Origin of the sequence: Aliidiomarina indica (assembly GCF_015354615.1) — a bacterium.
Lineage (GTDB): Bacteria > Pseudomonadota > Gammaproteobacteria > Enterobacterales > Alteromonadaceae > Aliidiomarina > Aliidiomarina indica.
Map to the genome: position 1 here is coordinate 95,648 of NZ_JACAVQ010000002.1, position 25,093 is coordinate 120,740.

The following is a 25,093-nucleotide window of genomic DNA, read 5'->3' on the forward strand; positions in this document are numbered from 1 at the left end:
TGTGTTGTGTGTATAAGCATAGCGGATCAGAGGTTATTTGATCACGCCGAGCTCTTTACCTACTTTGATAAATGCTGCAATCGCGCTATCTAGTTGTTCTTTACTGTGCGCCGCCGACATCTGTGTGCGAATGCGCGCTTGCCCTTTTGGAACGACAGGGAAGGAGAAGCCGATCACATAAACGCCTTCTTGCAACATCCGATCGGCCATTTGCGAGGCCAACTTGGCATCACCAAGCATTACCGGAATAATGGCATGGTCGGCGCCTGCCAAAGTAAAGCCAGCAGCGGTCATTTTCTCGCGGAAGTAGGCACTGTTATCGAGCAAACGCTGACGTAACTCATCGCCTTGACTTAACATGTCCAGCACTTTAATCGATGCCGTGACAATAGAAGGTGCTAAAGAGTTGGAGAACAAATAAGGGCGCGAGCGTTGACGTAACCACTCAACGACTTCTTTCTTTGCCGCAGTGAAACCACCACTGGCGCCGCCTAGTGCTTTACCTAAGGTGCCGGTAATAATATCAACGCGATCCATCACCTGATGGAACTCATGAGTACCGCGACCGCCTTTCCCGACAAAGCCAACAGCGTGTGAATCATCGACCATGACGAGTGCGCCGTACTCGTCGGCTAAATCACACAGATCCGGTAGGTTGGCAATGATACCGTCCATCGAAAACACGCCATCGGTGGCAACCATAATGTTACGCGCGCCATCGGCTTTTGCTTGCTTTAACTGCGCCTCGAGATCAGTCATGTCATTGTTGGCATAACGGTAGCGTTTAGCTTTACACAAACGCACGCCATCGATGATGCTGGCATGATTTAAGGCATCACTCACGATGGCATCTTCTGGGCCAAGCAAGGTTTCAAACAAGCCCGCGTTGGCATCAAAGCAAGAAGAATACAGGATTGTATCTTCCGTGCCTAAGAACTCGGAAAGTTTGCGTTCAAGGGTTTTGTGAATATTTTGAGTCCCACAAATAAAGCGAACAGACGCCACACCAAAACCGTGACTGTCTAAACCTTCCTGAGCCGCTTGAATTAAGTCTGGGTGATTCGCTAAGCCTAAATAATTATTGGCACAGAAGTTCAACACTTTTTGACCATTGACTTCAATCTCAGAAAACTGAGAAGACGAGATCACTCGCTCGCTTTTGTACAAACCATCAGCTTTCGTTTCATCAATCTGATCTTGTAGCTGTTGGTAAAATGCTTTTTTCATCACGTTCTCCATCGAGTTTGTGGGCGCGTATTTGCCGCTATTTTACTTGGAGTTGCGTTGGTTTGCAGTAGAAAACAAAGGAAAATTGGTGTGTCCAGCGTAAATCAGGGGTTCCGGATCGTTTTCTGGCCTTGTGCGGCAGAAAACACGGTTGGACGCTTGCCCGCTTATCGGCTATTCTTGCCCCCATCGAATTTGCGTGAACGACAGCATCTATGTATAGACGAGCAATTTATCCGGGCACATTTGATCCAATAACAAATGGCCACTTTGATCTGATTGAGCGCGCCTCAAAGCTTTTTTCTGAGGTGGTCGTGGCTGTGGCCGCCAACACGAGCAAGCAACCGCTATTTTCTCTTGAGGAGCGGGTTGCGCTAGTGGAGCAGGTCACTGACCGTCTCGACAATGTTGTGGTAATAGGATTTACCGGACTTTTAGCTGATTTGGCGCGTGAACGAAAAGCCCATGTATTGATTCGGGGGTTGCGCGCAGTTTCAGACTTTGAGTTTGAATTCCAGTTGGCCAATATGAATCGCCGGCTTAATCCGGATTTGGAAAGCGTATTTTTAACACCGTCGGAGGAAAATTCCTTTATTTCCTCGACCTTAGTAAAAGAAGTTGCATTGCACGGAGGCGATGTGGCGCAGTTTACCGATGCCAGGGTGGCACATGCACTTCAAGAAAAGTACAGTTCTAAGCACAGTTAAATTGGGAAAACTGGCTTTTTTCGCCTATCTTTTACGGCCGATTCGGGGTATTATTTCGTGCGAAAAATCACCAGCTTTTTCACATGTTTCCGTCGTAATCAACACAAAACCATGTACCCGCAGGAGTTCTTCGCATGACTGATCTGGATCTGGGCCAATATGGCATAACAGACGTCACCGAAATTGTATACAACCCTTCTTATGAGCAACTCTTCGAAGAAGAAACACGCCCTGAATTAACTGGATATGAGAAAGGCCAGGTAACAAAATCAGGTGCGGTTGCTGTAGACACTGGAATTTTCACTGGCCGCTCACCGAAAGATAAATATATCGTTCGTGATGACACCACCCGCGACACCGTTTGGTGGTCCGATCAAGGCAAGAACGACAACAAACCGATTAGTGCCGATGTATGGGCAGATCTCAAAGGGCTTGTGACCGAGCAACTATCGGGTAAGCGTTTGTTTGTGGTGGATACATACTGTGGAGCCAATGCGGATACGCGTCTCGCTGTGCGCTTTATTACAGAAGTAGCGTGGCAAGCTCATTTCGTAAAAAATATGTTCATTCGTCCTAGCGACGAAGAACTGAAATCATTCTCTCCCGACTTTATTGTGATGAATGGTGCCAAGTGCACCAATCCGAACTGGGAAGAGCAAGGCCTTAACTCTGAGAACTTTGTAGCGTTCAATTTAAGTGAGCGGATGCAGTTAATCGGAGGTACTTGGTACGGCGGCGAAATGAAAAAAGGCATGTTCTCAATGATGAACTACTTTTTACCGCTACAAGGAATTGCCTCCATGCACTGCTCGGCCAACGTTGGTGAAGCAGGGGATGTGGCCATTTTCTTTGGTTTGTCGGGTACGGGTAAAACCACCTTATCGACCGATCCTAAACGCCAATTAATCGGTGATGACGAACACGGTTGGGATGACGATGGCGTGTTTAACTTCGAAGGTGGATGTTACGCGAAAACCATTAATCTGTCGGAAGAAGCTGAACCTGATATCTATCGCGCGATTCGCCGTGATGCGTTGCTTGAAAACGTGACCGTTCGTGATAATGGTGAAGTAGATTATGATGATGGCTCGAAAACCGAGAATACGCGGGTTTCCTATCCAATTTATCATATCGATAATATTGTCAAACCTGTGTCAAAGGCAGGTCATGCGAAGAAAGTGATTTTCTTAACTGCCGATGCATTTGGCGTGCTTCCGCCGGTTTCAAAACTCACCACGGAACAAGCGAAATATCATTTCCTGTCGGGTTTTACGGCGAAGCTAGCGGGTACTGAACGAGGAATTACCGAACCCACGCCAACATTCTCTGCATGCTTTGGTGCTGCGTTTTTGAGCTTGCATCCGACGCAATATGCCGAAGTATTGGCGAAGCGGATGGCAGACTCGGGCGCGGAGGCCTATCTGGTCAATACAGGTTGGAACGGCACTGGAAAGCGTATTTCAATTAAAGCAACTCGCGCTATTATCGATGCGATTTTAGATGGCAGTATTGAAGATGCAGAGTTTGTGACATTGCCTTACTTTAATTTGTCAGTGCCTTCGAGTTTGCCTGAAGTAGAAGACAGTAGCATTCTTGATCCACGCAATACGTACCAAGATGCAGCTGAGTGGGACGCGAAGGCGAAAGACCTTGCCACCTTGTTTATCGACAACTTCTCGAAGTTTACCGATAATGCGGAAGGTAAAGCGCTGGTGAAAGCAGGGCCTCAGCTGTAAGCACCTGAGCAAATTGGAAAAGAAACAAACGCAAAAGCCAGCAGAGATGCTGGCTTTTTTGTGTTCTCGAAGTACAGAATCTTTGACCTCGTCGGTCAATTCTCGTACACTCAGATCAAAATAATAACAATAGGGCATATCCCTTGAAGCGGCTCTCTGCATCCCCCACAACTGCCATGACAGCAGCTTACTACACCATCGTTATAGCTGGGATGGTGACGGGATTGATCGGATTTGTAGCCGCCTATACGCAAACCAGTACCCAGCCACTTGCAGAAATTATCTCCCCGCGCGCTGCGTTAACGAGCCTGTTTAGCGCAATGGGATTATGGGCCGCTATTCGAGGCGCTCCTGTTTGGCGCGTATTTTTTGGTGTGGTTATTGTCATTTCTGCTGCCTACTCAGCGATCATGGGTTCCCCACTTGCCGCTTGGGTACCAGAAACCTTAACTCAATTTGCCCAGCCCAGTGTTAAGGCTCAGGTTGCATTGTTATATGGTTTAGTGGGCGTTTGCGTTGTATTTGGAATTTCTCAAGATAAGCGCCGGTATTTATGGCGGATTTCAGGTCCGATTATCTTCGTATCCGGTGTGGTTTTATCCACTCTTTGCTATATCGGAGAGAGTTATCAGTTGATAGCACCGCATCCGATGCTGGCAAGCTTGGCCAGTCTGCTACTTTCTTTCTATGGGGTAGCGTTATGGTTAGGCTCTCATCAACAAGAGCTGCCACAACCTTTACCGAGTATTAGGGCGCTAATTACCGCTAGTTTAAGTGCGTCTGTGATTACCATTTTATGGTTTTTGCTGAGTTTAGAAGCCGTGAGTAAGCTGGAAGCTGATGGGGTGCGCGCGGTTACAGAATCGGCTAAGTCTCGAGAAATGGTATCTATCGAGAACTATCGGTTGATGCAGCGATTGGTTAATCGCTGGCAGAACATCTCTGAGAATGATCTGCGCCGACTCATGGAAATGGATATTATTGCCTACCTGAATGATATTGAGCAGATAGAGAGCATTATGTTTCTCAACCGAGACGGTGATCTTGTTTGGGAGGAAACTAAGCCAGAAAGTGGTACACGTGCCATGCTCATTGACGACGAGGATGTGCAACACTGGCTCGAAGCAACAGAACGTCGCGGTGCCGTGTATATTCCCACCACCAGCATTACCGACATGCAAGACCCGGTTATCTTTTTAAAATTACCCCTATTTCGATATAACGGCGCTGCAACTGAAAGCGGGGGGAATCTCTATGGTTATGTATTAACCGCCTTTGATTTTGCTCGCTTAGTAAATCCGGTGGTGCAAGAGTCTGATTCGCCGTTTAAAACTTATGCGCATGTGCAGCATGATTATCTATTGCATAGCACGGGTGGTTATACGGAGATTCGTCGGTTAGAAGAGTTTACGGGTAATTACTTGTTTAGTTACCAGCGGACCATGCGCGTACCACTCGGGCTAGAGCTAACGCTTCGAGGTTTTTTAACGGACACCACAGAACTGCGGCGCGCCGCCAATTTATATACGTTAGTGGTGGGCGGAGGTTGGATACTTTGTATCTTGCTGGTGATTAGCTTAGAAAACGCAGCGATTTTGCGAAGTCAGCGCGCCCAGCTGCAATTTCAGGCATCTCACGATCGGCTAACCGGGTTAGCCAACCGGACAGTTTTAGAAGAAGTGTTAGGGATGCATTGTAGCCGTATTGCAGATACAGACGATGAGTTGGCAGTCATCTTTATTGATCTAGATGGTTTTAAACCCATCAATGATAGCTTGGGTTTGGCCGTGGGAGACAAGCTCCTGATTGAAACCTCTCATCGAATTCAAAAATTAATGAAACACGGTGCTCGGCTCGCGCGTTTTGGCGGCGATGAATTTGTTGTCATTGTGCCGCGACTATCAAAAGACACGCCGATTACCGATTTAGTGAATGATATTTTATCGTCGATTGCACAACCTTATTTAATTGATTCTTATCGGCTGTATATAACGGCAAGTATTGGCATCACAACCACCCTTGAAAGTGCTCTGGATCCAAAACAACTGATTCAAGATGCTGATATGGCGATGTATCAAGCGAAGCGGCAAGGACGCAACCATTATCAGTTTTACACCGCCGATATATCAGAACGCTTCCATGTGTCCGTGACCATTCGGAACGAGCTACAGCACGTGCTCGAACAAAATGCTTTACAGTTGTTCTATCAACCGATTTTACGTTCCAGCGATCATGCGATTGTGGGTGTCGAAGCGTTATTGCGCTGGCAGCGCGAGGATGGTTCCTATGTGTCACCGGCGGAGTTTATTCCACTTGCAGAAGATTCCGGACAAATTATTCCCATCGGATCTTGGGTTCTGCAGCAAGCGTGCAGTGATGGTGTCAAGCTGCAAGAGTATGGTGATTTTAATGTCGCGGTGAACTTGTCGTCTATTCAGGTGCATCGTGCAAACTTTATTGAATCGTTAAAACATACCTTGAATATTACCGGCTTTGATGCCAGCAAGCTCAACTTAGAGCTGACCGAAAGTATTCTTATGGAAGATTCCCATCAAGCGATTCGCATCCTCACGGCCCTAAGAGCGCAAGGGTTTAGTGTTTCTATCGATGATTTTGGTACAGGCTTTTCGAGCTTGTCGTATCTGAAATCTTTGCCTATCGATACCCTAAAAATTGACCGTAGCTTTATTCAAGATGTGGTGGGCGGAAAGCATGATGCTGCTATTGCAAGTGGCATTATCGCCATGGCCATGCAATTGAATTTGAATGTGGTTGCTGAGGGAGTGGAGGAACCAGAACAGGTGGCGTTTGTGGAAGCATCTGGCTGCGATTTCATGCAAGGCTTCTATTTCGCAAAACCGATGCCATTCTCCGAATTGGTGTGTTTCATCCAGGACTACCAACCGCGTAAATCATAAAAAAGGGAGGCTTAAGCCTCCCTTTGCTATGCCACAAAAAAATGTCACGCTACAAAACACCTATTTGTCTTGAAGACGTTCCGCGTGAGGTAACTCATGCGATGGAATACCCTCACCTTGCTCAATCAAGTAGAAGTTCATCCAACGCATCAGACGCAGCGCGTAGTCGAGCTGGGATCCTACTCGTTGGTTACCATGTCCTTCTCCAGGATATAACACGAGGCGCACAGGGACATTGCCATGAACCTTCAGGTAACGATAAAGCTCCATTGATTGGCTAGGATGAACCCGTGTATCTTCCGCGCCATGCATAATGAGAATTGGCGTACGCGCTTGTTCGGCCCAATAAATCGGGCTGCGCTCTAGATACCATTGCCACTTGTCCCACGGGTAGCTGCGAGCGTGAACGAGGTGCATCTCATTTGGAATGTCTGTGGTTCCAAACTTGGAAAGATTATTACTAATGCCTACAAACATAACGCTGGCGGCAAAGTGTTCAGTTTGCTTAGTGGCGCCCCATGCAGAAGCATAGCCACCATAAGAACCACCTGTAATACCTACGCGTTTTGGATCGGCAAGACCGATATCGACTAAATGCTCTTTGGCATCAACGATGTCGTCAAACTCCTTCCCGGCGTAATCGTTCTGACCCAACTTGCTGAAGTTGACGCCACGACCGGTACTGCCGCGGTAATTAGGGAAGAAAGTGGCAAAGCCTTGTTGTCCAGCGTACCACGTTGGATTGGAGTAGCTGTTGTTCCAGCCGTTGCGCACGTGCGCTTCTGGACCACCATGAATTGACATAATGACAGGAACTTGGGTACCCGCCTCGTAGTTATGGGGATATACCAAGATACCTTCGAGGCGCAAGCCATCCCGAGCCTCGTGAACGATCACTTCCTGACGCGGTTGACGAATTTCCGCAAGCCAAGGGTTGGAGTCGGTCATGCGTTCTAGCTCGCCACCACGAACATGGAACACTTCGGTAGGATGCGCAACATGATGTCCGATTAAGGTGAGATCGCCATTACTCCGAACTTGGTTCAGGCGCGTAAAAATGGCCTGACCTTGTTCAAGAAGTACATCGCTCTGATTTGTGTTGATATTGGTTCTGCGTACATCAGTTTCGACGTTTACATCGGCAAGCCAGACAACGTGTTCATTGTCTTGCCATGCCAGATCGACCACGTGTCCCGGAAATCCCGGCGCTAAGTCACGAATTGCACCATCGTTGAGATTGCCTAAATAGAGCCGACCTTCTTTTGGATCATGCTTATCTTCAGCACCGATAAATGCGAAACGGGAGCCATCAGTTGAGAACGCGGCGCGACCCAATTTTCCTTCACTTTGAATGCGAACGATTTCCTCGCCGTTGAGATCAAACACAACATACTGGCTCAGCATGAGGTCGTCATCAACTAAGGTGGTTGGTGCAACCCGCAGTAATACCTGGTTATGCTGGGGACGAAACGCTAAAGAATGAATATGCTCATCAATGTCGACGTGCTTTGCTTCCTTTTTCTCTTCATTCAGATCGAGCGTCCATAACTGAGTTTTGCGCGTTTGTTCTTCATACACTTGCGCGCGAAACCCTTTGCGAGCCAATTCTTCGGTTTTTTCTGGCTGAGGCTCTCGGGCGAGAAAGGCAATGGTGTTACCGTCGCTACTGACGCTAAAGCTCGAAATGGCTACTTTATGCTGATACAAACGAATCGATTCACCGCCTGTAAGGGGAAGTTTGTATAAACTCGTATGTCGATCATCGCCGCGCTTTGATAAGTAGTAAATAGCGCTATTGTCAGGGGCAAATTGAATCTGACCAATACGCACGTCACCGGTGACGTAAGGCGTAGTTTTTCCGCTGTTATCAACGACAAATAGTTCTGAATAGGATGTGCCGTCGTCGTCTTGATAAGGCGTGCGTGGACGCACACGGACAAAAGCGGTTGCGGTACCGTCGTCATTGGTTATCGCTTGTGTCACACGTTGTGCAGTGATTATTTCTTCTAACGTAATATCCCGTGAGGATGCATGCACTGCTTGCATACTCAAGGCGATGCTTATAAATACCAGTAACCATCGGGTCATCGGTTTCTCCTTGTGGTTTTATTTCTTGCTGTGTTGTGAGCCTGATGTAAAGCCAAGCGGTGTTGTGTGTGAGCAGGGCTTTACGATATTTCGAGGCAGAAGTGTGCTATTTATCTTCTTTTTTCATGGTATCTGAGCCACGTGCAATCATTCTCAATTGAATGATGGTTTGCTCAGCAATGGCAGCCCGTTCGGCTGCTGTTAAGTCGAGTGCGTCAGCACCCGCACTAAAGACAATGCGAACCATCGCGTCTGCTTGAATTTCAGCGAGCCATTCAGGCAGATCGCGCTCCGCATGCAAATAATCGGTAAGCTCCGATTTAAAGTGTTCAATTTCACGGGCAATAGCCATTCGGAACTCTTTCGATGTACCCGACCGCTCCTGTAACAGAAGCCGGAATACACTGCTATTTTGGCTAATGAAATCCATGAAAATTTCAACGGAAATACGAATTACCGAGCCACCATCGGCAAGGCGTTGTCGTGATTGGCGTAACAATTGCCGTAATGTTAGCCCTGCTTCATCTACTAAGGTTAAGCCTAATTCGTCCATATTTTGAAAATGACGATAAAACGAGGTTGGTGCGATATTGGCTTCGCGTGCAACTTCGCGCAGGCTTAAACTAGAAAAGGTTGTTTGCGGGCTCAGCTGATTTAACGCGGCATTGATCAGTGCGCGTCTAGTTTTTTCTTTTTGTTTAGCCCGAATGCCAACCATTCCCCTGATTTCCCAAATAATTCTTAAGAGCTGCAATGTATCAGTGAACACTTGTTAATTCAATTTTTGCAAATTCCCTTGATCATTAGGGTGAGAACAGATAAATTCAGCGTACAGTTGTTCGCTAAAAGTTGTATTTATGAAAAAACCACCGTTACTCTGGCTGAATGTCAGCGTCTTCTTAATCACATTTCTGGTCGCGCTAGTGGGTGTGCCTTGGTATCTCGTGAGTGTTGGCTTTGTACCGTCGCTCTGGATTGCTTTTGCCGTGCTTGCAGTGTGGGCCGGGATTTCAATTACTGCCGGGTATCATCGTCTATGGTCGCATCGTACTTATGATGCCCATTGGTCGGTTCGCCTCTTGTTTGCTCTCGGTGGCGCCCTCGCATTACAGAATAGTGCATTACACTGGTCGTCAGATCATCGCGAGCACCACAAACACGTGGACCATATCGATGATGATCCCTATTCGATCAGTCGCGGATTCTGGTTTGCTCATATTGGCTGGATGCTCCGCGAGTATCAAAGTCAGCGTTATTCCGACTACCGTAACGCGAAAGATCTGCAGGCAGACCCTATTGTTATGTGGCAACACAAGCATTATCTAACGCTTACGTTATTGATGAACTTTGGTGTTCCCGTGCTTATTGGTTTGATCAGTGGCCATTTCTGGGGTGCATTGTTAATTGCTGGGTTTTTACGCGTTGTCTTTGGCCATCACAGCACGTTTCTTATTAACTCGCTTGCCCATGTGTGGGGTCGGCAAACCTATACAGACCGTAACTCAGCTCGTGATAACGGCGTTCTCGCGATATTCACGTTTGGTGAGGGGTATCACAACTTCCACCATATCTTCTCTGGCGATTATCGAAATGGTGTCCGTTGGTATCATTATGATCCCACCAAATGGCTTATTGCGGTGTTGTCTTGGTGCAAGCTTGCACGGAATTTAAAGAGAACGAACCCCTATCAAATAGAAAAAGCGCGTTTGGATATGATGATGAAGCGGCTTTCTCAGCGCAAACAATCCGTTGCTGAGCGTATGCAAAATGAATACGACGTTATCTTAGAGGAAATGCGCGACTATTATCAAAGTCGGAAGCGTTGGTTTGAACGGCGCCGCAGCCTGCGCGCGTTAACGCACGGACATGATGCTCGCAACATACCAAGCGACAGTTCGGCGTCATGATGTTTGCATAAGCCGTTCGATAAGCCATGCCCATACTGGCAGAGTGATTAACCCTGCCAGTACACCATATCCCACCAGCGAAGCCACGAGACGTGGCTTTAATCCAGCGCCAATCGCAATAGCGCCGGCAGTAATCATAAACGGCATGGCCGCTTCAAATACCGTAATCTGGCCAGCAAGCCCGGTTTGCCCGGTAACAATGACAGTGGCCAATGCTACTGCAGGAAGTATCACCAACTTGATGGCCATCGCAATTGCAAAAGGCACAGCATCGTTGCGTGGAACGCGAAACTGTAGCTGAAATCCAACCGCAATCATCACCACAGGCACAAGGGTAGCTGCTAGTGTCTCAATAAATTGCTGCACGACTCCCGGGTAAACTTCTTGTCCCAACGTTAATGCTACGACTAAGGCAATCACGGGCGGAAATGTAAGGAACTGCCTGAGCAGCATACCCGCGCGAGGCGCTGTAGCCTCTTTATGTTGCCCCGAAGGCGTTCTGTAAACAGCCGCAATGAGGGTTGCAAAGACAGCCAATCCCACAAATGAACCCACTTGATCATAGATAACCGCATAGGGAAGCCCCTGCACACCGAAAAACGCTTCAACCATTGGGAAACCCAAGAAGGATGTGTTGCCCAACGGAACAATAATCATCAGCGCACCGGTTAGCTCACGACCCCAGTTCAGCAACTTGCCACATCCCCATACAGCTGCAATAGCAATTGGATAGAGCAGCCAAGGCACGATTGCCGGCGTAAGCACATCGGTACTTAGCTGCAGGTGCGGGAGGTGTAGCAAGATCATGGCCGGGACGGCGACATAAATAACATACTGATTGAGCACTTGCCCGGTATTTTCGGGCATGGCCCCGGTGCGCTTAAGAACCAGACCTACCGCAAGGTATGCCAAAATTAAGAGCATCGGGGCCATAAGTTTTCCTTACTTAACGTTTTTTGGCGTTCTTAAATGCATCCGCGAAGGCGCTATTCACCGGTGGTGGTGTGGCTCGCTGGGATTGTCCCTTGCCATGCATCGCTTTTTTAGGTGACGCAGGTTTGCCCTGACTGGCCGCCACTGGAACATCGTTTAGTCGCATGGTGAGTCCAATCCGCTTTCGCTCCGCATCGACTTCTAGAACTTTGACTTTTACGACGTCTCCAGTTTTCACTACATCGTGAGGATTCTCAACGAATTTATCGGCAAGGGCGGAGATATGAACCAAACCGTCTTGATGGACGCCGATGTCGACAAAAGCACCAAAGTTGGTGACATTGGTAACGACACCTTCTAAGGTCATGCCGATACTCAGATCAGCCATGGTTTCCACACCTTCTCTAAAACTAGCGGTGGTAAACTCTGGGCGCGGATCGCGACCAGGTTTCTCCAGCTCTTTCAAAATGTCTGAGATGGTTGGAATACCAAAGCCGGTACTGGTGAAATCGACGGCATTTAGCTGTTTAAGAAACGGACTATCGCCAATTAAATCACTAACGTGGCGCTGATGTTTATCGGCGATTGCTTGCACCACCGGATAGGCTTCTGGATGCACCGAAGAGCCATCTAGTGGATTATCGCCACCCATAACACGCAGGAAGCCCGCGGCCTGCTCAAAGCTTTTTGGTCCCATACGCGGAACATCAAGTAAGGCTTTACGACTGCGAAACGCGCCTTGTCGCTCCCGAAGATCAACAATATTTTGCGCAAGATTACGGTTCAATCCAGCGATGCGTGCCAGCAGCGGCACCGATGCGGTATTCACATCAACGCCTACAGAGTTCACACAATCTTCAACCACTGCGTCCAGGCTTGCGGCCAGCTGAGACTGACTTACATCATGCTGATACTGGCCAACACCGATAGATTTGGGCTCAATTTTTACTAATTCAGCAAGCGGATCTTGTAAGCGTCGGGCAATGGAAACGGCACCCCGGAACGATACATCCAAGTTTGGAAATTCAAGCGCTGCCAATTCGGACGCAGAGTAAATAGAGGCCCCGGCCTCGTTTACCATCACTTTAGTGAGTTCGAGTTCGGGATGTAATTTCATTAACTCTGCCACCAGCTTGTCGGTTTCTCGCGAGCCGGTACCGTTGCCAATCGCGACAAGTTCGACCTTATGCTGTTTGGCTAACGCCGCCAGAGAGCGCAGCGATTTGTCCCACTGATTTTGAGGGGCGTGCGGGAAGATTGTCGTGAAGCCTATCAATTTGCCGGTACTGTCTACCACGGTAACTTTGACACCGGTGCGCATTCCCGGATCTAATCCCATCGTGGTGCGTTGCCCCGCTGGCGCCGCCATGAGCAGATCTTTTAGGTTGGTTGCGAAAACATCAATGGCAGCGGTTTCGGCCTGTTCACGAACTTGGTTAATTAAATCGGTTTCCATGCGCGGCAAAATTTTAACGCGCCAAGTCCATTGCACTGTTTGCTTGCGCCATAAGCCTGCGGGGGAATCGTCTATCGCTAATTGGAAATGTTCGGCAATGCGCTGTTCGTAGATGCTTTCACGTGCAGTTTGCGCTTCCTCTAAATGGGGTTCTGGCTGCAACTTTATTTGCAAAATGCCTTCATTACGCCCTCGCAGTAGCGCCAACGCGCGGTGAGAAGGCACGGACCGCACAGCTTCGCTAAATGCAAAATAGTCGCGAAACTTCGCCCCTTCTGTTTCTTTGCCCGAAATAACGGAGGCGGTTAGCTCTGCTTGTTTCCATAGCTGTTCGCGCGTGGCTTTCAGCAACGCGGCATCTTCGGCAAATCGCTCCATCAGAATAAATCGAGCACCTTCCAACACGGCCTTTGCGTCGGCAAAGCCCGCATCGATGTTCACGTAGGCTTCGGCCATGCTATCGGGCAGGTCGTTAGAGGTAAGCAGGGCTTCAGCTAAAGGTTCGATGCCTGCTTCAATGGCAATCTGACCTTTAGTACGGCGCTTGGGTTTGTAAGGTAGGTACAGATCTTCAAGTTCTGTCTTCGATAAACACTGATTAATCTGCCGGGCAAGTTCGTCGGTGAGTTTGTCTTGATCAGCGATACTTGCCAGAATTACTTTGCGTCGGTCATTCAGTTCGCGCAGATAGCCTAATCGTTGGGCCAGATTGCGCAATTGCGTATCGTCGAGCGCGCCGGTTGCTTCTTTTCGATAGCGCGCGATGAAGGGGACAGTGGCGCCTTCATCGAGTAAGGATATGGTGGCTTCAACTTGGGCAACGCGGACGCCGAGTTCGTCGGCGATCAATTGTTGGATATTCAGGCCGGTAGACATACAGCTCTCATCTCTTCTTTAGAATCTTTTGTAATGCAGCAGATATTAACACGAAGAGACGATGGAAAGAGTGCGGTTTACTGAATTTGATCGCAGCTATTCGGTGGTTTCTCTAGTTCTGGCTTGTTCCGATTGAATACGCAAATAAATTTCTTCCCGGTGAACAGAAACGTCTGCGGGCGCTTGAATTCCAATTTTTACTTGGCTGCCATTGATGGCCAACACGGTGACTTTAATGTCATCGTTAACGATTAACGTTTCGCCGATCCGTCGTGTGAGAATGAGCATGGCTGATTGCACCCTAATTTATCGTGAGCTCGAAAGTAGCTTCTTGTTATGTTGCCTTGAATCAATTATTAGTAATTCTTAATATGACTTTAAGTCACGCCATGAATTAGTTTATGTATCTTAAAGCAATGATACTAAATGTAAATATTATGCAAAAAATAATAATGTAAAGGTGAGCCACCGCTTCAATCCTATCCACGCTCAAGGCCTTCGGAACGTCTTGACCCGCACGCTGTCTGAGTAACATACACCGCCGTTATTGAATGAGAGGTAAACCATGAACATCAAAGCGACGCATTTCTTCGGCATACTCTTGGGGCTTGTGTTTCTCTTTAGCACGAGTGCAATGGCTGCAACCGTCGAAGTAAATTGGAAAAATCCGGATAAATTCACCGACGTTGAGGCATCTTATGTCAGTCCTGGCGATGAGTTTATTGAGCTATATTTTGCACGTTTGGAACGGCACTTTCAGCGCCTTGCCACCATGCATTTACCGACTGACTACACCTTAGAGATCGAAGTCACAGACATTGACCGTGCCGGTCGCGTCGAGGCGCGACCCGGTGCCGAACGTGATAGAGCGCGAGTAGTGATGGGTAATGAAGTACCGGAAATGGTGTTGAGTTATCGACTCTTGAACTCCGCAGGAGAAGTGGTTTCGTCCGCTCCTGAAGCCACCATTAAAGGCTCGGTGATTCGCACGGAAGGTCGCAGTCGTTTTCCCATTCTTAATCGCAATGATCGCGGAGCGATTGGGCCGGAAGCGCGCATGATTAATCTGTGGTTTTTAGCGACATTTATTGACCCAGAAGCAAGCGACGAAGAATAACCGCGGGCTGTGAGTTACGATGCCGGGTAACGAATACCGGCGACGTACCAAAGTTTGCGCCCCATCGGGGTGATGACTTCACATTCATCACCCTCTTCTTTTTTCAATAGAGCCCGAGCCATGGGCGAATCAATCGAGATATAGTCATTACGACCATAGATTTCATCGGGTCCAACAATGCGAAATGTCTTCTTTGCACCATCAATGTCTTCAATGTCGACCCAGGCGCCAAAAAATACACGGCCCTCTTGCTGTGGGGAATAGGGAACGACTTGCGCATTCTCTATCCGCTTACGCAGATAACGCACACGACTGTCGATTTGCCGTAAAACGCGTTTATTCTCTTTATAATCTGCATTTTCGCTGCGGTCACCGAGGCTTGCAGCCCAAGTCACTTTTTTCGTGATCTCCGGTCGATAGGTACGCCACAAGTAATCCAACTCGTCTTTAAGCTTTTGTAGACCTTCAGCGGTAATTAAATTTGTTTTCAATGTCGATGATAAACCTTCGGCTAATGATTGTGGGTGTTACATAGGCATCCGTGCGAATTTAGTTCAGGCATAAAAACGCATCGGATTTGGTTCAGGTGGCCGAAAAGATACACCGCTTTTCGCCGCCACTCAAATTAACGTGAAACTAAACTGTTCAATTTTAAAGCAATTTAAATTCACCCAAATGTGTTTCTGCTCACTATAATTAAGGGTGAAGCCTACTTTATCGTAATAAGTAGGTTTGATTTGTCTATGAGGAGGACGTCGCAATGCGCATGTTACTTTCAGCGCTCGTGGCAGTATTGCTCATGGGATGTACGTCAGCTGGGAGCTATTCGAGCAATTCACGGTATGTGGTTGACTGGGAAAAAGTCGACCGTATTGAGTCAGCCGCTCGCGCGCAAGGTGTAGAGGTAGTTTGGGTTCAAGTACCTATGAAGCGGGTAAATAAAGTAGACCCTAAACAAGATGAGGATAATGGCGCTCAATAGCCCAAAGTTCACTAAGTATTGACTGCAATTATTCTATTTCTCGCAAAAAAGCCTGCAGAACAGTTTGCCAAGTTTTCTGCAGGCTCATACACTGTTTCCGTTATGTCTAAAAAGGCGGTGAACGGAAATCATGTCTGAATCTGAATTTCGAGTGATTGTAGTTGACGATGATGTGCGTTTGCGCTCATTGCTTGAGCGTTATTTGCAAGGTCAAAATTTTACCGTAAGAGCGGTAGCGGACAGCGTTCAAATGGATCGCCTGCTCTTGCGTGAAAGCTTCCATCTGATGGTGCTCGACCTCATGCTTCCGGGTGAGGATGGCATATCCATTTGCCGACGTTTACGTGATTCCGGAAATAACCTGCCCATTATTATGCTCACCGCAAAAGGCAGCGAGATGGATCGGATCGTCGGCCTCGAAAACGGTGCCGACGATTATCTTGCCAAGCCATTCAATCCCCGTGAGCTACTCGCCCGCATTCGCGCGGTGCTAAAGCGACAGCAGCGGGAGGCGCCAGGCGCGCCGAGTCAAAAATCATCTCAGGTTCAGTTTGGCGACTTTACCTTTAATCTCGCCACCCGCGAACTGGTGCGGGGCGATGATGTGCTCCCCCTGACAAGTGGTGAGTTTGCCGTATTAAAAGCGTTAGTCACGCATCCTCGAGAGCCATTATCTCGCGATAAACTCATGCATTTGGCTCGTGGCCGCGATTACAGCGCCTTAGAACGCAGTATTGATGTGCAGGTGTCGCGCCTGCGACGCATGATTGAGGCAGAGCCTTCGAGCCCTCGCTATCTGCAAACTGTCTGGGGATTGGGTTATGTTTTCGTGCCAGACGATCAGGACAGCCCGATGCCATGAATTGGTTTCTTCCCCAAACGGCGTTCGCTCGAACCATGTCGCTTATTGCGGCGGTGCTTGTTTTAAATTTAGCGCTGACCTACTTATTGCTCGTTATGTATGTGATTAAGCCTGGGGTGAATCAATTAAGTACCTTGGTTGCCCGCCATGTCACAGTAGCGCAGTTTATCGATAGGGAAGGGACCGACGGTGGCAAAATACTTTATCGAGAGATCAGCGGCGTTGAGAGTTTTACTCAGGAAGAAGCGGAACTCGATGGCTTGTTAGGTAGCACCCACTATCAGTTTCTTTCCCAGTTGTTAGATGCGGAACTCGGCGAGCCTGTTGAATTACGACTAGGCAACCAAGATAGATTGTACGTGTGGGTGCGCTCAGAGTCGCACCCTGATTGGTTTCGGATTCCTCTAGCGGAACTCGACGACGGCCGTTTCTCGCCGTTGATTTTATTTCTCGTACTCATTGGGCTTTTTAGTGTGGTAAGCGCCGCTTGGTTTGCGCGATCCCTAAACCGACCGCTACTGCGCTTGCAAGAAGCAGCGGATCGGCTTGGACATGGTTATCATCCAACGACGTTGCCCGAGCGTGGAGCCTCAGAGCTCGTTGCGGTAACTCGAGCCTTTAACCGTATGGCTCGGAGTATGGGCCAAATGGAAAGCGATCGCGCTCTGCTGCTGGCGGGTATTTCCCATGATTTACGCACACCGCTCACACGTATTCGACTGGCGGCAGAAATGATGGATGAAGATGATCCGTTGGTGGAAGGGATCATTAGCGATATTGAAGATATGAACGGCATTTTATCTCAGTTCTCTGAATTTGCTCGGGCCCGAGAGCGCGCTGGTTTTGATTTCGTAAATCTAAATGAGCTGGTGCGGGAAGTTGTGTCATCGTCCCAATATTTGAATCCAGATTGGATTCAATTAAACCTGCAAGAGCTCCCCGATACCGAACTTCAGCCGGTTGCGATCAAACGGACCATCGCCAACCTGATTACGAATGCCAAGCGTTACGGCGGAGAGCCGATTGAAATCGCTACCGGCGTGAGTGCCGATAAGGAATTTATTTGGTTAAGCGTGCGCGATCATGGCAGCGGCATTCCTGTTGAGCGGCTGGATGAAATGTTTGAACCATTTACCCGCGGCAATACCGCTCGAAGTGAAGAAGGTTCCGGGTTGGGTCTTGCCATTGTGAAGCGCTTTGCGGAAATGCACCGGGGCTCGGTAAATGCCCGCAACGCTCCTGGTGGCGGGCTTGAAATTACCATTCGCTTACCACGCTATCCAAATGCTATGGAGCTACACGATTAAGGCCATTGAGCGCCGCAACCCGGTATGCTTCAGCCATGGTGGGGTAATTAAAGGTGGTATTGACGAAGTAATCAATCGTATTACCGCCGTCTTTTTGCTCCATAATCGCTTGTCCGATATGAATAATTTCGGATGCCCGCTCACCAAAACAATGGATTCCTAAAATCTCTTTGGTGTCGCGATGGAACAAGAGTTTCAGGCTGCCGACCAAGCTATCGGCAATTTGTGCTCGGGCTAAATGTTTGAATTGAGCTCGGCCCACTTCGTAAGGAACATTCGCCGCAGTGAGTTCCTCTTCGGTTGCGCCTATCGAGGAAATCTCTGGAATCGTATAAATTCCGGTGGGAATGTCAGAAACCAATTTGGTTTCACATTCACCGTCAAGCAAGGCAGTTGCGGCAAAGCGCCCTTGATCGTACGCGGCACTGGCGAGGCTTGGATAACCAATGATGTCGCCGACAGCATAAACATGTTTTACGGTGGTTCGATAATTATCGTCGACTTCCAATTGTCCTCGATAGTTTGGCGTTAAACCTATTTTGTCGACGTTCAATTTTTCGATATTGCCGGAGCGGCCATTCGCATACAGCAAACAATCGGCGAAAATTCGCTTACCTGACTTGGTTTCGAGGAGCACGCCATCGTCCCGGCCTTCAATTTTTGCATATTCTTCATTATGGCGAATGACTACCCCATTGTTGCGCAAGTGATAGCTTAATGCGTCTGAGAACTCGGTATCGAGAAACGACAACAAGCGTTCACGCATATTAATTAAGTCGACTTTACAGGCGAGGCCACGAAAAATACTCGCGTATTCACAACCAATCACACCCGCGCCAAAAATTATAATGCTTTTCGGATCGTGAGCGAGATTGAGCACGGAATCTGAGTCGTAAATACGCGGGTGGGAGAAATCGACATCGGGCGGGTGATAGGGCCGAGAGCCGGTCGCAATAACGAAGTTTTTCGCTTGAAAGGTATCTTTCGAGCCATCCGGATGCGTCACTTGAAGGTGATGCTCGTCAATAAATTCGGCAGTTCCATGAATCACAGTGACATCATTGCGCTCATAAAATGAGCTGCGTAATTTTACCTGCTTGCGAATCACCGAATCCGCATGCTTTAAAATTTCTTTAAAAGTAAGTCGCCGAGGCAGCGTGCTTTGTGAGAACAGCGGGCTAGAGTTGAACTCGATAAGACGACTCACAGAATGGCGTAACGCTTTCGATGGAATCGTTCCCCAATGGGTACAGCCGCCGCCTAGTCGCGATTCAGCCTCAATAATGGCCACGCGTTGCCCACGTTTAGCGAGCATCATTGCTGCGCCTTCGCCTCCAGGGCCAGAGCCTATAACGATACTATCGAACGGGTGTGCTTTTGCCATCTATGTCTCACTTGTTTGCTATGGTAACGATAAGCTTATGATTTCACATTACATGCGTCTAGTTTTATGGTCCGTCACGGACTCATCTAGCCTAAAGCAAGTTCACGAAAGTTGCTAATGGCTGGGTGCCGACTGAACTGCTTTTGTGGTTGGCCACTATCGGGATTGATAATGCCCACGGTATAACGAATTCCGAAGCTGCGGGCACTATCTAAGATATGCTCGCCGTCGTCGATAAACAGGGTGCGCTCGGGATCAAATGGAAAACGCTGATGCAAGGCGCTCCAGAGTTCTTGATATTCTTTACAGTAGCCAAACTCATGGGTAGAAAACTGAGTCGGACACAAGGTCGCTAAGTTGGTGATTTCGTTTTTTAGCGCGAGCGCGTCGGGATGGGCATTGGTAATTAAGGCGACTTGTTTCCCTGCGTTTTTTAACTCTCCCAAAAAGGCTTTCGTATCGGGACGTAACCGAATGAGATCGGTGGTTTCTCGCTTCAGCTCACGTATTGGGAGCTGTAAACGTTGCTGCCAATATTCAAGACAATACCAATTCAAGGTGCCTGCTACTTTGGCGAACTCTGTTTGCAGGCGTGCCGCCGCGTCTTCAGCCGAAGTTTGGTGAACTCGCGCGTAGTGAAGATGCAATTGTTCATTCCAAAAATGGTTGTCGTAGCGCAAATCCAATAAGGTGCCGTCCATGTCGAGAAGCACAGTATCGATGGTTGTCCAATCTAACATGGGGTTTTCCAATGTTTAGGTTCGTAGTATGGTTAAGGGGTTCTCATCAGCCGCGTTGGTGTATGCATGTCTTCAAAAACGCCTGAAAAGCAAATTCCCACGATTCTTTCGCGTCAAATTGTAGCGAAAAGTCGACTACTTCGCATTGAGGCTGTCGATCTAAAATTTAGTAATGGCGAGTTGCGCCAATATGAACGTATGCAAGGTTCAGGTCGGGGCGCAGTGTTGGTGGTGCCCATGCTCGACAACGATACCATGTTGTTAGTGCGTGAGTATGCTGCCGGTTTACACAATTATCAACTCGGCTTTCCGAAAGGGCTCATTGATCCGGGAGAATCCCCAGAGCAAGCGGCAAACCGCGAGTTAAAGGAAGAGATCGGCTATGGCGCGGGTCAATTTATTGCGATGAAATCAGTGACCATGGCGCCAGCATTTTTCTCGGCATCCATGCACTTGTACATTGGCCGGAATTTATACCCAGAGGAGCTAGAAGGCGACGAGCCGGAGCCTTTAGAAATCGTACCTTGGTCGATTCATGACGTTGATGGTCTTTTAGCGCAACCCGATTTCACCGAAGCACGCAGTATTGCGGCGCTTCTTTTGATGCAACGTTGGCTGCAACAACAAGGCTTAGAGGAGAAATTGCATGCAACTGCAATCCTTGATTGAGCCGCTAAAAGAGATTACCCGAGAAACCTGCGAATTAATTTTAGGGTTTTACGAAAGCGGTGATTTTGAAGCGCTAGAAAAAGACGATAAAACCCCAGTCACCAGCGTAGATATTGCAGCAAGTGAGTTACTTACCCACCGCTTACAGCACTTAACACCGGGCACGCCGGTGTTATCAGAAGAAGCCATCCAACCTTGGAAAAAACGACGGCATTGGCGACGTTATTGGCTGGTTGACCCACTCGATGGCACCCAGGAGTTTATTTCCGGTAGCGGCGATTTTGCAGTTAGCATAGCACTGGTGGAGGAGGGCGTGCCGACCCTCGGCATGATCGGCTGGCCGACGATGGGAAGTGTGTATTATGCCTATCACGGGGGCGGTGCATTTAAAGAGGCGGAAGGGCACATTCAGCGCATGTCGGTGCGCACCTTATCGGATCCTGAACATGGGCCCATCACCGTTGCGTTATCGCGGCGCCAACCCGAGTCGCGGGTACTATCACGTTTAGGGACGGATCGACCCATCACGATTTTATATACAGGTAGCTGTGCCCTGAAGTCTGCGCTTGTTGCAGAAGGCAAGGCCGATGTCTTTTTACGCATTGGACCAACCGGGGAATGGGACACGGGAGCCGCGCAAGTGTTGGTGCAAGAAGCCGGTGGAGTGCTGCTGAATGAGCACTTTGAACCTCTCACCTATAATCTAACGCAGCACGTGGGGAATCCTAATTTTATTGTGTTAGGCGACCCAGAAGTGAACTGGACCAAAGTTTTTCCGCGTCCGTTAGACAGTGATTAAACCCATCCCGAGCCAGTATTACTCGGGAATGTAGTCACGTTTGAGGACAATGTTCACGGTTTCATGCAGCTCCGAGTAAACAATGATGGCTTCGCCAGCAGAAAGTTGAGCTTTCACGGCGGCCACTTTCTCTTCTAATGCCACTTCTTCCTCGCCATAATCGGTCCCTTCGCGCAATATAAAGTGTTCAATAAGGGTATCTAATGTATCTTCTTCCAACGATTGCCATGGAATTTCCACGCTGATGCATTCCTTGTTTAAAAATTTTAAGGGCTACCCCTTCGTTGATCTTTACGCGGGAGTGTAACATTCCGTTACAAATAAATGGATGATAGCGCGTGATATCGACAAACTTTGATTGCATCCACGCGCCCACCTCTCAATAATAGCCACAGCTTTTTTGTCGCTGATAATAGACGATAACCGATAGCGGTTATCTTCGGCAGAACAAATTCAATGGAAGAGGAATACCATGTTGAGTATGCAGCATAATCGGATGATCACACTGAGCGCGTTTGTAGCCATATTCATGCTCGGCTGTTCTCCCGCCACCCCGCCAGAAGATGTAGTTGTTAAAGAGACCGGGGTTCAAACAAGTCCTAACGATACCCGCGAATACCGCGCAATTACCCTAGAGAATCAATTGCAGGTAGTGCTGGTGAGCGATCCGGAAGCGGAAAAATCGGCGGCAGCGCTTGCTGTCCGCGTCGGCAGCTTGCAAGACCCAGTTGAGCAACAAGGTATGTCGCATTATCTCGAGCACATGTTATTTCTTGGAACGGAGAAATACCCAGAGCCCGGTTCATACGACGAATTTATGTCGCAAAATGGCGGCATGAACAACGCCTATGCCGCACAAGATCATACAAACTACATGTTTGAAGTGAACAATAGTGCGTTACCAGAAGCTTTAGATCGCTTCGCCGACTTTTTCCGTGCGCCCTTGCTGTATCCAGAATATGCCGAGAAGGAAGTGAATGCGGTGCATTCAGAGTGGTCTATGCGCAGCGCTGCCGACGGCTTTATTCTTTTTGCCCTCCTTGGTGAAACAATCAACCCGGAACATCCAGCCGCACAGTTCAATATTGGTAACCTAGAAACCCTGCGCGATAAACCGGACAGCAAACTCCATGATGAACTCGTCGCGTTTTACGAGCGCTATTACTCGGCGAATCAAATGACAGCTGCGGTATTAGGTAATCGTTCACTAGATGAGCTAGAAATGCTGGCGCGGGATGCATTTGCCGATATTCCAAACCACGATGTTGATGCCCCTGTTGTGAACGTTCCCGCGGTGACCGAGCGTGATGAAGGAATACTTCTGCGTTATAAGCCGCAGATGGAAATGCGTAGCTTCTTTATCGACTTCGTGATCGACAATAATCGCGATGACTACGCCTATAAGCCAAATGAGTTAGTCGCCTATTTACTGAATTCAGAAATGCCAGGTACGCCTGCCGCGCTGTTTCGCGAGTTAGGTTGGTTGGATAGTTTGGGAGCTTATGCACAACCCGATGTGTTTGGTAATCAAGGTCTCTTTAGAATTGGCGCTGATCTTACCGAAGCCGGATACCAAAACCGTGAAGTCATGGTGGGTGTGTTGCTCAATTACCTTGAACAAATTCAGGAACAAGGAATTGAACGTAAGTATTATGAGGAATTAGAAACAGTTCTTGAAAATGACTTTACCTTCCTGCGCCGCCGTGGCGGTTTTCAATATACCATGGGGCTAGCGGCCAACTTATTGCATTACCCCGCGGAACATGTAATTAGTCATTCCTATATTCTTCGCGATTACGACCCTGAGCGTATTAACAACGTGCTTGCGCAGTTGCTGCCTGAGCGGGCGCGTGTCACCTTTATTTCTCCCAATGAAGAGGTGGATACACCGATTCCATTTACGGAAGGTTTTTACGCGCGTGAGTCTTTAACCGAAGACACATTGACCACATGGAAAGAACAAGGATCTGTGCATACTGTCCAGTTGCCTGACGTGAATCGTCTCTTACCTGAAGATTTAAGCGTGGTTGCAGGTGCGGTGCATGAACGCCCACAACACGTGGTTGATTCTGGAACCGCCTCCGCTTGGCTGATGCGCAGCGAGCGATTTGCAGAGCCACGGGCTGAAGTACGTATTCAGTTGTATCAACCGTTCCACGCACGCAGTTTAGAAGAACAAATGGCACGTGCCGTGTTGATGGATATGTTTAGCTTGTCACAGCAGGCTCTTGGCCGGGAAGCATCGATCGCGGGTGTGTCATTTAATTTATCTGCCAGTGATGGTTTGAATCTGTCTTTGTCCGGATTTAATGACAAGCAACCGCTATTAGCAGAACGGGTGTTGACCGATTTTGCCGAGTTTGAACCAAGTGCACCGGCATTAGCACAATCCGTAGACCGTATTCGCCGCTCCATTCAGAATGCGAGATTACGATTCCCGGTTCAGCAATTAATGCCTAACTTCAACCAGCTGATGCGCTTGCCCTCCGCCGATGTGGACGCACAACTCGCTGCGCTTCAGCAAATCACACCTGCCGATATTCGTGCAGTTCGTGATCAGCTCCTGCAAAACAACATGCTGCGCATGTATGTTCATGGCAACTATTCAGACGAAGCCGTACAAGCGCTGGCCGCACGAATGGCGGAATTGGGTGGTGCCAACCGTGCTCAGTCGTTGACGCGCGCACCCATCGTGATCCCGAGTGCTGATTTACGGATCAGCTGGCAAGCAGACGTGTCATTGGATGACACAGGCTTGCTAGATGTATGGATGTTAGAAGACGATTCTATGAAAAATCGTGCGCACGTGGCCTTACTTAATGAAATGATGAGTTCGCGCTTCTTTACCGAATTGCGCACGGAAGATCAGCTCGGGTATTCTGTGGGTATTACCACGATTACACTCGATGATTACGCCGGATTAGGGTTTTTGATTCAAAGCCCGGTGCGTGGTCCAGCGCCTTTATTAGAACGCTTCGATACATTCCGAGCGCAATATGCGGAGCGCCTGGCAAGTATGACTGAAGAGGAGTTCAAACAGTTCCAACAGGGCGTGTTAACCAACCTTACTCAGCCACCGCAAACATTAGCGGAAGAAGCGGGTCGTTTAATTACCGACTGGCAAAACCAACGTTATCGCTTTGATTCACGTACTCGCTACCAACATGAACTCGAGTCGGCCACCTTAGCAAGTGTCAGCGCCTACTTTGATCGCCTGTTTAGTGCAAGCAATAGTGCGCGGGTATTGGTGCAATTGCGTGGACGCAACTTCACTGACATCGATTTTGCCACGCTCGAAGAATTGCGTGTGATTGATAGCGTTAGCGCATGGAGCGACGAACGCTTGCAAAGCCAGTAACACGTAAAGAGAAGGGGCACGGAAGTG

21 protein-coding genes are annotated in these 25,093 nt (G+C 48.5%); 11 read left to right on the forward strand and 10 right to left on the reverse strand.

The genetic code is table 11. The annotated features are described in order from the left end of the window. Nucleotides 1–33: 33 nt before the first annotated feature. Nucleotides 34–1,227 (reverse strand): glycine C-acetyltransferase, encoded by a 1,194-nt coding sequence (locus HXZ99_RS04825; protein ID WP_194756155.1) that lies wholly within the window; start codon nucleotides 1,225–1,227, stop codon nucleotides 34–36. A 215-nt stretch (nucleotides 1,228–1,442) separates the two neighbouring features. Here HXZ99_RS04825 and coaD point away from each other — a divergent pair, with 215 nt between their 5' ends. The 3 genes from coaD to HXZ99_RS04840 all read left to right on the forward strand — a co-directional run bounded on the left by coaD (nucleotide 1,443) and on the right by HXZ99_RS04840 (nucleotide 6,588). Continuing rightward, on the forward strand, nucleotides 1,443–1,934 hold the full coding sequence (gene coaD, locus HXZ99_RS04830) for a pantetheine-phosphate adenylyltransferase (RefSeq protein ID WP_194756156.1): 492 nt from the start codon (nucleotides 1,443–1,445) through the stop codon (nucleotides 1,932–1,934). Between the two features lie 134 nt (nucleotides 1,935–2,068). Further along, a complete protein-coding gene (pckA, locus tag HXZ99_RS04835; RefSeq protein ID WP_194756157.1) occupies nucleotides 2,069–3,670 on the forward strand; it encodes a phosphoenolpyruvate carboxykinase (ATP) in 1,602 nt (533 codons plus the stop codon). A 143-nt stretch (nucleotides 3,671–3,813) separates the two neighbouring features. Continuing rightward, complete coding sequence (locus tag HXZ99_RS04840; protein WP_194756158.1) at nucleotides 3,814–6,588, forward strand: putative bifunctional diguanylate cyclase/phosphodiesterase; 2,775 nt, start codon at nucleotides 3,814–3,816, stop codon at nucleotides 6,586–6,588. Nucleotides 6,589–6,648: 60 nt separating this feature from the next. On the opposite strand, the gene HXZ99_RS04845 is transcribed toward HXZ99_RS04840, so the two are convergent. Both HXZ99_RS04845 and fabR read right to left on the reverse strand, forming a co-directional pair. Further along, nucleotides 6,649–8,676 (reverse strand): S9 family peptidase, encoded by a 2,028-nt coding sequence (locus HXZ99_RS04845; RefSeq protein WP_194756159.1) that lies wholly within the window; start codon nucleotides 8,674–8,676, stop codon nucleotides 6,649–6,651. Between the two features lie 106 nt (nucleotides 8,677–8,782). Continuing rightward, nucleotides 8,783–9,394, reverse strand: coding sequence for an HTH-type transcriptional repressor FabR (gene fabR, locus HXZ99_RS04850; protein WP_194756160.1), 612 nt, complete (start codon nucleotides 9,392–9,394; stop codon nucleotides 8,783–8,785). 139 nt (nucleotides 9,395–9,533) lie between these two features. On the opposite strand from fabR, the gene HXZ99_RS04855 reads away from it, so the two are divergent. Continuing rightward, nucleotides 9,534–10,583, forward strand: coding sequence for an acyl-CoA desaturase (locus HXZ99_RS04855; RefSeq protein WP_194756161.1), 1,050 nt, complete (start codon nucleotides 9,534–9,536; stop codon nucleotides 10,581–10,583). Here HXZ99_RS04855 and HXZ99_RS04860 read toward each other — a convergent pair. The 3 genes from HXZ99_RS04860 to csrA form a co-directional block, all read right to left on the reverse strand. Continuing rightward, entirely contained in the window at nucleotides 10,578–11,516 is a 939-nt protein-coding gene (locus HXZ99_RS04860; RefSeq protein WP_194756162.1) for an AEC family transporter, read from the reverse strand. The two genes, HXZ99_RS04855 and HXZ99_RS04860, sit on opposite strands and share 6 nt — an antisense overlap. A 13-nt stretch (nucleotides 11,517–11,529) precedes the next feature. Continuing rightward, nucleotides 11,530–13,848: a Tex family protein gene (locus HXZ99_RS04865; RefSeq protein ID WP_194756163.1), complete on the reverse strand. Its 2,319-nt coding sequence runs from the start codon at nucleotides 13,846–13,848 to the stop codon at nucleotides 11,530–11,532. 96 nt (nucleotides 13,849–13,944) lie between these two features. Continuing rightward, nucleotides 13,945–14,136, reverse strand: a complete 192-nt coding sequence (gene csrA, locus HXZ99_RS04870; protein ID WP_194756164.1) for a carbon storage regulator CsrA — start codon at nucleotides 14,134–14,136, stop codon at nucleotides 13,945–13,947. A gap of 277 nt (nucleotides 14,137–14,413) precedes the next feature. Here csrA and HXZ99_RS04875 point away from each other — a divergent pair, with 277 nt between their 5' ends. After that, nucleotides 14,414–14,965 (forward strand): DUF3016 domain-containing protein, encoded by a 552-nt coding sequence (locus HXZ99_RS04875; RefSeq protein WP_194756165.1) that lies wholly within the window; start codon nucleotides 14,414–14,416, stop codon nucleotides 14,963–14,965. A 14-nt stretch (nucleotides 14,966–14,979) separates the two neighbouring features. On the opposite strand, the gene greB is transcribed toward HXZ99_RS04875, so the two are convergent. Continuing rightward, nucleotides 14,980–15,456 (reverse strand): transcription elongation factor GreB, encoded by a 477-nt coding sequence (gene greB / locus HXZ99_RS04880; RefSeq protein ID WP_194756166.1) that lies wholly within the window; start codon nucleotides 15,454–15,456, stop codon nucleotides 14,980–14,982. Nucleotides 15,457–15,725: 269 nt separating this feature from the next. Here greB and HXZ99_RS04885 point away from each other — a divergent pair, with 269 nt between their 5' ends. From HXZ99_RS04885 to envZ, 3 genes are all read left to right on the forward strand, one after another. Continuing rightward, nucleotides 15,726–15,947, forward strand: coding sequence for a hypothetical protein (locus tag HXZ99_RS04885; RefSeq protein WP_194756167.1), 222 nt, complete (start codon nucleotides 15,726–15,728; stop codon nucleotides 15,945–15,947). 130 nt (nucleotides 15,948–16,077) lie between these two features. Then, nucleotides 16,078–16,809: an osmolarity response regulator transcription factor OmpR gene (ompR, locus tag HXZ99_RS04890; RefSeq protein ID WP_194756168.1), complete on the forward strand. Its 732-nt coding sequence runs from the start codon at nucleotides 16,078–16,080 to the stop codon at nucleotides 16,807–16,809. Next, nucleotides 16,806–18,116: a two-component system sensor histidine kinase EnvZ gene (gene envZ, locus HXZ99_RS04895; protein WP_194756169.1), complete on the forward strand. Its 1,311-nt coding sequence runs from the start codon at nucleotides 16,806–16,808 to the stop codon at nucleotides 18,114–18,116. Before ompR ends, envZ begins: the two co-directional genes overlap by 4 nt. Here the strand turns inward: envZ and sthA are convergent. Continuing rightward, a complete protein-coding gene (sthA, locus tag HXZ99_RS04900) occupies nucleotides 18,097–19,500 on the reverse strand; it encodes a Si-specific NAD(P)(+) transhydrogenase (protein WP_194756170.1) in 1,404 nt (467 codons plus the stop codon). The two genes, envZ and sthA, sit on opposite strands and share 20 nt — an antisense overlap. A gap of 86 nt (nucleotides 19,501–19,586) precedes the next feature. Then, nucleotides 19,587–20,240, reverse strand: coding sequence for a GMP/IMP nucleotidase (gene yrfG / locus HXZ99_RS04905; RefSeq protein ID WP_194756171.1), 654 nt, complete (start codon nucleotides 20,238–20,240; stop codon nucleotides 19,587–19,589). 66 nt (nucleotides 20,241–20,306) lie between these two features. Here yrfG and nudE point away from each other — a divergent pair, with 66 nt between their 5' ends. Both nudE and cysQ read left to right on the forward strand, forming a co-directional pair. Further along, complete coding sequence (gene nudE, locus HXZ99_RS04910) at nucleotides 20,307–20,909, forward strand: ADP compounds hydrolase NudE (protein WP_194756172.1); 603 nt, start codon at nucleotides 20,307–20,309, stop codon at nucleotides 20,907–20,909. Beyond that, complete coding sequence (cysQ, locus tag HXZ99_RS04915) at nucleotides 20,887–21,708, forward strand: 3'(2'),5'-bisphosphate nucleotidase CysQ (protein WP_194756173.1); 822 nt, start codon at nucleotides 20,887–20,889, stop codon at nucleotides 21,706–21,708. The genes nudE and cysQ overlap by 23 nt, the downstream gene beginning before the upstream one ends. Before the next feature lie 18 nt (nucleotides 21,709–21,726). Here the strand turns inward: cysQ and HXZ99_RS04920 are convergent, their stop codons facing one another. Then, nucleotides 21,727–21,948, reverse strand: a complete 222-nt coding sequence (locus HXZ99_RS04920) for a YheU family protein (protein ID WP_194756174.1) — start codon at nucleotides 21,946–21,948, stop codon at nucleotides 21,727–21,729. A 232-nt stretch (nucleotides 21,949–22,180) separates the two neighbouring features. On the opposite strand from HXZ99_RS04920, the gene ptrA reads away from it, so the two are divergent. After that, entirely contained in the window at nucleotides 22,181–25,066 is a 2,886-nt protein-coding gene (gene ptrA, locus HXZ99_RS04925) for a pitrilysin (protein WP_194756175.1), read from the forward strand. Nucleotides 25,067–25,093 lie beyond the last annotated feature (27 nt).

Coding starts and splice junctions, on each gene's coding strand:
- csrA (WP_194756164.1), bottom strand. CDS start 14,136: ATGCTCATTCTCACACGACGGATCGGCGAAACGTTAATCGTTAACGAT.
- sthA (WP_194756170.1), bottom strand. CDS start 19,500: ATGGCAAAAGCACACCCGTTCGATAGTATCGTTATAGGCTCTGGCCCT.
- envZ (WP_194756169.1), top strand. CDS start 16,806: ATGAATTGGTTTCTTCCCCAAACGGCGTTCGCTCGAACCATGTCGCTT.
- HXZ99_RS04885 (WP_194756167.1), top strand. CDS start 15,726: ATGCGCATGTTACTTTCAGCGCTCGTGGCAGTATTGCTCATGGGATGT.
- yrfG (WP_194756171.1), bottom strand. CDS start 20,240: ATGTTAGATTGGACAACCATCGATACTGTGCTTCTCGACATGGACGGC.
- HXZ99_RS04865 (WP_194756163.1), bottom strand. CDS start 13,848: ATGTCTACCGGCCTGAATATCCAACAATTGATCGCCGACGAACTCGGC.
- ompR (WP_194756168.1), top strand. CDS start 16,078: ATGTCTGAATCTGAATTTCGAGTGATTGTAGTTGACGATGATGTGCGT.
- cysQ (WP_194756173.1), top strand. CDS start 20,887: ATGCAACTGCAATCCTTGATTGAGCCGCTAAAAGAGATTACCCGAGAA.
- HXZ99_RS04845 (WP_194756159.1), bottom strand. CDS start 8,676: ATGACCCGATGGTTACTGGTATTTATAAGCATCGCCTTGAGTATGCAA.
- nudE (WP_194756172.1), top strand. CDS start 20,307: ATGTCTTCAAAAACGCCTGAAAAGCAAATTCCCACGATTCTTTCGCGT.
- HXZ99_RS04855 (WP_194756161.1), top strand. CDS start 9,534: ATGAAAAAACCACCGTTACTCTGGCTGAATGTCAGCGTCTTCTTAATC.
- HXZ99_RS04860 (WP_194756162.1), bottom strand. CDS start 11,516: ATGGCCCCGATGCTCTTAATTTTGGCATACCTTGCGGTAGGTCTGGTT.
- pckA (WP_194756157.1), top strand. CDS start 2,069: ATGACTGATCTGGATCTGGGCCAATATGGCATAACAGACGTCACCGAA.
- fabR (WP_194756160.1), bottom strand. CDS start 9,394: ATGGTTGGCATTCGGGCTAAACAAAAAGAAAAAACTAGACGCGCACTG.
- ptrA (WP_194756175.1), top strand. CDS start 22,181: ATGTTGAGTATGCAGCATAATCGGATGATCACACTGAGCGCGTTTGTA.
- HXZ99_RS04875 (WP_194756165.1), top strand. CDS start 14,414: ATGAACATCAAAGCGACGCATTTCTTCGGCATACTCTTGGGGCTTGTG.
- coaD (WP_194756156.1), top strand. CDS start 1,443: ATGTATAGACGAGCAATTTATCCGGGCACATTTGATCCAATAACAAAT.
- HXZ99_RS04825 (WP_194756155.1), bottom strand. CDS start 1,227: ATGAAAAAAGCATTTTACCAACAGCTACAAGATCAGATTGATGAAACG.